The sequence below is a fragment of the Terriglobus sp. YAF25 genome (genome assembly GCF_052113305.1).
Taxonomy (GTDB): Bacteria; Acidobacteriota; Terriglobia; order Terriglobales; family Acidobacteriaceae; genus Terriglobus.
On record NZ_JBFRCY010000486.1, the window covers coordinates 1 to 6,300 of the forward strand.

7 protein-coding genes are annotated in these 6,300 nt (G+C 56.9%); 1 reads left to right on the top strand and 6 read right to left on the bottom strand.

The window, feature by feature from the left end:
* Positions 1 to 466, top strand: a 466-nt coding sequence (locus tag AB4043_RS18505; protein ID WP_442307740.1) for a YqaA family protein, incomplete at its 5' end; no start/stop codon positions are given.
* Between the two features lie 134 nt (positions 467 to 600).
* On the opposite strand, the gene AB4043_RS18510 is transcribed toward AB4043_RS18505, so the two are convergent.
* From AB4043_RS18510 to AB4043_RS18535, 6 genes are all read right to left on the bottom strand, one after another.
* Positions 601 to 1,470, bottom strand: coding sequence for a sugar phosphate isomerase/epimerase family protein (locus AB4043_RS18510; RefSeq protein ID WP_442299843.1), 870 nt, complete (start codon positions 1,468 to 1,470; stop codon positions 601 to 603).
* Between the two features lie 69 nt (positions 1,471 to 1,539).
* The gene (locus AB4043_RS18515) at positions 1,540 to 2,787 is read right to left on the bottom strand and encodes an acido-empty-quinoprotein group A (RefSeq protein ID WP_442307742.1); all 1,248 of its coding nucleotides are present in this window, start codon (positions 2,785 to 2,787) and stop codon (positions 1,540 to 1,542) included.
* The gene (locus AB4043_RS18520; RefSeq protein ID WP_442307743.1) at positions 2,673 to 3,029 is read right to left on the bottom strand and encodes a hypothetical protein; all 357 of its coding nucleotides are present in this window, start codon (positions 3,027 to 3,029) and stop codon (positions 2,673 to 2,675) included. Before AB4043_RS18520 ends, AB4043_RS18515 begins: the two co-directional genes overlap by 115 nt.
* Entirely contained in the window at positions 3,026 to 4,111 is a 1,086-nt protein-coding gene (locus tag AB4043_RS18525; protein WP_442307741.1) for a c-type cytochrome, read from the bottom strand. The genes AB4043_RS18520 and AB4043_RS18525 overlap by 4 nt, the downstream gene beginning before the upstream one ends.
* A 68-nt stretch (positions 4,112 to 4,179) precedes the next feature.
* A complete protein-coding gene (locus tag AB4043_RS18530) occupies positions 4,180 to 5,082 on the bottom strand; it encodes a sugar phosphate isomerase/epimerase family protein (RefSeq protein ID WP_442299846.1) in 903 nt (300 codons plus the stop codon).
* 660 nt (positions 5,083 to 5,742) lie between these two features.
* Positions 5,743 to 5,946, bottom strand: coding sequence for a hypothetical protein (locus tag AB4043_RS18535; RefSeq protein WP_442299847.1), 204 nt, complete (start codon positions 5,944 to 5,946; stop codon positions 5,743 to 5,745).
* Positions 5,947 to 6,300: the final 354 nt, after the last annotated feature.

Below are 6,300 nucleotides of genomic sequence, written 5' to 3' on the forward strand. Positions count from 1 at the left end.
CTATTGTCTCGTCGCAGCATGGGGTGAGGCCCTCGGCAGCCTGGTGCCCTTTTACCTGGGTCGAGCGGGCGGTGAACTCTTCCTGATGAAGAAGATTGATCGTGCCCGATATGAGAAGCTTCGCGACCGCTTCGAACGACAGGAATTTCTGGCGATCATGATTCCCTCTGTGATGGCGCCTCCGATGCCGGTAAAGCTCTTCCTGCTTGCGGCCGGGGTCTTCGAGATGCGGGCTATCTCGCTCTTTTGTGCCGTCTTCGCAGGGATGTTTCTTCGCTTTAGCGTGCTGGCTACCATCACGATTCTCTACGGCCCACGGATTGTTCAGATCATCGGGTCTATAGTGAAGGCTCATCCAGTAATCGTCCTGGCAACAGCAGGAGTTCTTGTGGTGCTGATCGCGATCCAGGTCGTACGAAAGCTCCTTAGCCGGACAAAAGGGGTGCCTCTTCCGGTGGAAGATTAGGCTGGAGTTGCAAAGACAATGCGTGATGAGTGCAACAGTTCGAGCGAAATCAAACTTCGTCGCGATGCATTGCCACGATAGTCTAGCCATTCTCAAGATGATCATTGAGATTACTGACGTCGTAGGCATTCACTTCAAACTTTAAGCGACTTCAGATACGGCACACTGGGTGGCATCAGCGCAGGGTCTTCTTCCAGTTCGACGAAGTAGTTCTTCACGCCTGCGGTCTTTGCGGCTGTAAACACTGCCTTCCAGTCGACGACACCCTTCCCCAGCGAAACCTGGCGGAAGCCGGAACTGGTGGATGGATCCTTGACCCAGTCCTGGCAGTGCATGGAGCGGAAGCGGCCGGGGTACTTATTGAAGTACGTGACAGGGTCGTAGCCCTGCTGCATCGTGGAAACCTGGAACTGCAGGCTGGTGGTCGCCGGGTTCAGCTCGGCGATCATCATGTCGTAGACCGGCTTGCCGTCGATGTGCGCAGAGACGAAGCCCTCGTTGTGTAGCAGCGCGGTGATGCCTGCGGCGTGAGCTTTTTCGGCGAACGCGTTGAAAGGCTCAACGAAGCGCTTCACGTCGTCTATGGTCTCAGTGCCCTTGGGGTGGAAGGGCCCGAGCGCGGCGATTGCCATCTGGGTCATGCCGAAGTCCTTGGCGTAGGCGATGCTTTCGTCAGCCTTCTCAAACAGCTCCTTCGCCCCCCAGTGCGCGGAGATGCAGCCGATGCCCCAGTCGCTCAGCATGCGCCGCAGCTCCTGCGGCTTGTACTGTTGCAGGCTGGAGAAGTCGCTGTAGCCGTAGGGGGAGCACAGTTCGATCTGGGTGAACCCTGCCGCGCGCAGGCCCTTCATGGTTCCAACGAAGTCAGTGTTGATGGTCTTGCGAACGGGGTAAGTCTGGCAGCCGATGGGCAGGCCAAGAGGATCGGCAGGCAGATAGCGCGTGGCAGCAAGGAGAGCGGAGGCGGCGGTTCCGCTCTTAAGAAACGTTCTGCGATTCATCATGTGCCTGATCTCCCAGATTGAAGCAATCGAAGAAACTATAGCAGCTACGGAGTACGAGCAGAGTTAACCCTAGTTCATGACAAAGGCGAATAGCTTATCGCCTGCGCCGACGAGGAGGTATTGATGGCCATCCAACTCATAGGTGATGGGGCCGTTTGACATGCCCGTCCCCAGGTTGACGTGCCAGAGTGGGTTGCCGGTCGTTGCATCGAGTGCGACAAGGTTATTGTTTGGATCTCCGGCAAACACAAGATTGCCGGCGGTACTAAGCAGCCCGCTTTCCCCACCCGGGGTCTGCCACTTGTGGCTCCATTTGATTTTTCCGGTGCGGTAGTCCACCGCTTGCAGCATCGCCTCGGACCATACACCGATGCCGTGTCCTCCCCAGCCTTCCGGTTTATGGCTATCGTCGTAGATGTAGAACATCGAAAACGAACGCGTGGCATTGATGTAGAACAATCCCGTCTTCGGGCTGAACGTTGAAGGCGCCCAGTTCACGCCGCCTGAGGAATCCGGTGTAACCAGCACACCCGGGATCTGCGGCTCCTTCGCAGGATTCGGTATCGGCTGTCCCTTGGTGTCCAGCCCCTTGGTCCAGTTCGTCTTCACGAACTCCGAGCTGACATAGTTCTTCCCCGTCTCGCGATCCAGCACAAAGAACCAGCCATTGCGGCTCGCCTGTGCCAGCAGCTTGCGCGGTTTGCCTTCCATCTCGCCGTCGAACAGAACCGGTGTCTGGATTGCATCCCAGTCATGGGTATCGTGCGGCGAAGGCTGGAAATACCAGGCCATCTTTCCGGTGTCTGCATGGAGAGCGACGATGGATTCGGTATAAAGATTGGCGCCCTCGCGACCAGTGCCGGCAATCACCGGCTGCGGATTGCCGGTGCCGATATACAGCAGGTTCAACTCCGGATCGTACGTAGGCGAGATCCACGTCATGCCGCCGCCGTGTGCCATCGCATCAGCATTGGGCCAGGTTTCAGAACCCGGCTCGCCTGGCTTGGGTACAACCGACCAACGCCACTGCAGCGCGCCGGTCTCCGGATCATGGGCTTCGAGAAATCCAGGACGGTCAAGATCATCGCCGCTGACGCCGGTGATCACGTGGTTCTTTACCACCAACGGAGCCATTGACGCGTAATACATCTGGTCCAGATCGCAGATGGACTGACTCCACCGCTTTGTACCATCGGCCAGATTCAGCGCGACCAGGTTGCAGTCCGGCGTTTCGAAATACAAGGAATCACCCGAGATGCCAACGCCTCGATTTCCCAGGTGGATGCCGCCCTTGGATGTCCAGGCGTAATGCCACAATGGCTTGCTTGTCCGCGCATCAATCGCCCATACATGGTCGGGTACGGTGATATACACGTGCTGAAGCGGCGGCCTGAGTAATCTCCGTTGTAAGTCGGCCATGAGTCCGGCGTCGGATTAAGCAGCACCGCTGGATCAAGGCCGCCGCCTGTCCGCTGTGCCGGGCTTGCCTGCTCCGGGCCTTCCGCGCGCATGGAAGCAACGGTGAACAGGGCGAGGAAGAACGTTGCAAGAAGCTTCATTGCAGGGTCTCCAGGTAGGACACGACATCGTGAATGTCCTTGTCGGTGTATGTGTCGAGTAGCGCCTCGTGACCCGCATAAGGATTGTGCTTCTCTACCTTGAGCTCAGGGCTGCGGGCAAAACTGAAGTAGTGTCCGTTCGCGTCCCGCAGAGACACGTTGAAGTCATCGAGATTCAATGGCTCGCCGGTCACAGTTGCGCCGGAGGGTGTCGTGACCGTGATCGTCGGGACGAGTTGACGCGAAGCCGTGCCTTGCTTCGTGATCGCCCGGTTTTGCGGAAAGACAACCTTCTGCTGCAGAGCCGGTGGAGCGTACTTGCCGGCGATGTGAGCCAAGTCCCCCGTGACCGAGTGGCACTTAGCGCAGCCGCCAGTATTTTCGAAGTAAAGCTTGCCCGCCTTGGAGTCGCCCACCAGGATATTCAGCGGATTGTTATAAGGTCCCGTGCGCAGTGTGTCACCAATCTGTTGATGTAGAAAATGAGACAGGTCCTTCACTTGCTCCTGTGTCAGTGCCACCGGCTTGGATTTGGGATGCCCCTGCGCAAGGTACGGCTCGATAGTGCTGCYGTACCGATCATGTAAAACCACGACCGATCGCACCAGATCTGCGCCGCGGCTGCCGCCGCGCGCTCGTGTTCCGTGGCAGGTAATGCATTGCGCGATGTAGACCGTCTTGCCGCGAGCGGCGGCATCTTCATCAACGACCTGCTTGTCGTCGGAGCCGGCCTGATCGATCAGGCTGGGCTTGCGTGGAGCCTTGGCTTGCTTCGTTGTCGCTGTGCCCGTACCGGCTTCGCCATTGAGCGGAAACGTCGTTGCCAGATAGCCGACGATCTGGTCGAACTCGTCATCGTTAATCTTCGCTCCGCGCGCGACCATGCTCGAAACGGTAGTCCCCCACTGCTCCCGGCTCATCCTTCGCGCGGTGAACATCTGTACAGAGTGACAGCTGGAGCAGACGCGCTGAACAGTGTCGCGATGCGCGCCTTCCGGTAGCGGCGAGCTTTGTGCCTGCACTACAGCAGCGAGAGGCGCAAGAGTAGTCGTCAGTAGAAAACAGAGACGAGTCAATCGCATAACGTGAATCATAAAGGTGACAAGCATCTCCTGGCGCATGGGCCGGAAAGTCTGCAGTGATCTGCCGACTAAGCCTTGGAACGCATCTCGCCTGACAAGATCAGAGCAAAGCGGCGCCGCATGTCCTTCAGGTAATCCGCATCACCGGAGTTGAGCTCGAGCGTCGCCGTCCCCTGATAACCGATCTCCTCCAGCGCTGCGTGGACGGCGATCCAATCGATATCCCCGTCGCCGGGAGACACCCAGCGAGCTATGGAATCTCCGCCACCCTTACCGCGCTGGAAGGCGAAGTCCTTGATGTGGAGCTTGACGATGCGCTTGCCCAGGGTGCGAATCCAATCCTGCGGGTAGCCGTAGAGCACGACGTTGCCCACGTCAAAGTAGGCGCGCACATGCCGTGAGTTGTATTCGTCAATGTAGTGAGCAAACTCCAACGGACTCAGCAGGAATTTATTCCAGACCTCTTCGAGCGCGAGCGTTACGTTCAACTCCTCGGCGAGTGGAATCAGCTTGCGGACGACTGCCTGCGATCGCACGTATGCATCCTTGTAGGATGTTTGGGCATTCACCACACCCGGCACCAACAGCACCGTCGAGGCGCCCCAAAGATGCGCGTTTCGAATCGAAGTGCGCGCGCCCTCCAGGCTTTTCTCCACCACCGCCGGGTCAGAAGAGGTGAATGGATACTTCCAGTGATCCATATTCATGACGGAATGAATGGGCAGCCCAAACTTTTCGGAAGCAGCCTTCATGGCCTCCGCCGTGGCCTGATCGGCTTCGGTAGGACACTCGATCTGCTCATAGCCGCAATCTTTGGCAAGCTGGAAGCGCTGCGCGATCGACAGGTTCTCAGGCAGCATGCTGTATTCCACCGCCATGCGGATAGGCAACGGTCCCTTAGCATGAGCGGCAACGGGCGACATGACGGTTAAGGCGGCGGCGTTCTGCAGAAAACTTCGACGAGTCATCATGACTGCCCTTTCAGGATGACCATTAATAACAAGAAATGATTATAAAAACAAATAAAACAATACGACGAAAAAGTAAACGTAATCAACATCCAGCCATAGCCAGTTGGGGCAGGTTTCTCCGCCCAGGACTCGTGCAGGCCGCGCGTGGCCGCAGCGCTAGCTGATCTGAAACTCCTCCGTCGTGATCAGACCAGGGGCTTGGATAGTCCCAAAGGTCAGCCGGAGCTTATCCTTGCGCAACGCATAGGTGGCATCGCGGAACAGTTTCAGAGCCGGATACGGCCGGAGGGCAAATGGTGCGCTCCACAATCGCTCACTTGAGCGGCCGTGTGTTACCGAAATCCCGAAAGTTTCCGTAGTGGATGCATTGTGATTCCTCCTGTGCAGTGTCAACTACCGCCAACACACAAGCTCTGTGAGTTAGTAGAGAAGCGGGTCACATATAGCTGAGACCGCAGCACTAACAGCCACGTAAAAACAAAGGGATAAGGCTTGCCTGCGATGCAACCTGCTCATCCGTGAGCGGGAGACGACGCCGAATCGGATTAAGTTCCCGTTCCAAATTCGCGGTCAGTTCCTACAGATGGTCCTTTGCTTCGAACCGGGAAGCCTCAGCCTCAATGAGAGCTTTCTTGGCAGCCGTCTTTTCAAGTCACTCATCTATGCTCGCTCCAGTGCATAGACGAAACGCTGGTGACGCTGATTCGTGTTGCGCTTGTTAACAAGCTGGAACGCCTCCAACTCTGGCATACCCGCCATTAAAGACGCTGGGACACCCATCTCTTGAAAATCATCGGCAGCGAACGGGATACGCTTCACGTCTCCCGTCTTCAGCGACTTCCTCAGGTAATATGTAGGCCTCATTCGTTAACCGTCCTTTCCTAAACGTTTGTGTAGCAATTGCCGATCCAGGATTTTCGGGCCGCCCAGGCCCAAAGTGTTTATGGCTGTATACAGTTGTGTTTCGAAATGGGTCCGGGGCAATACACCAGGGCGGGCATAGTGAAAACTAACGAATCAATCCGTCTTTAGGGGGTCTCACGCGAAGTCGTGTCTGAATCCCGATCTGGGGAAACAGTACGCCGGTAACTTACTTAAGTTGCGAGGTCTAGAGCATTTTCCCTGTGGGTGTAGAGTAGGGCTTCCGCATCTATGGGCGTTTTCCGCAATGAAAACGCCGCTGCAACCCAAATTTGCGGGCTACCCGGGCCCAAAGTG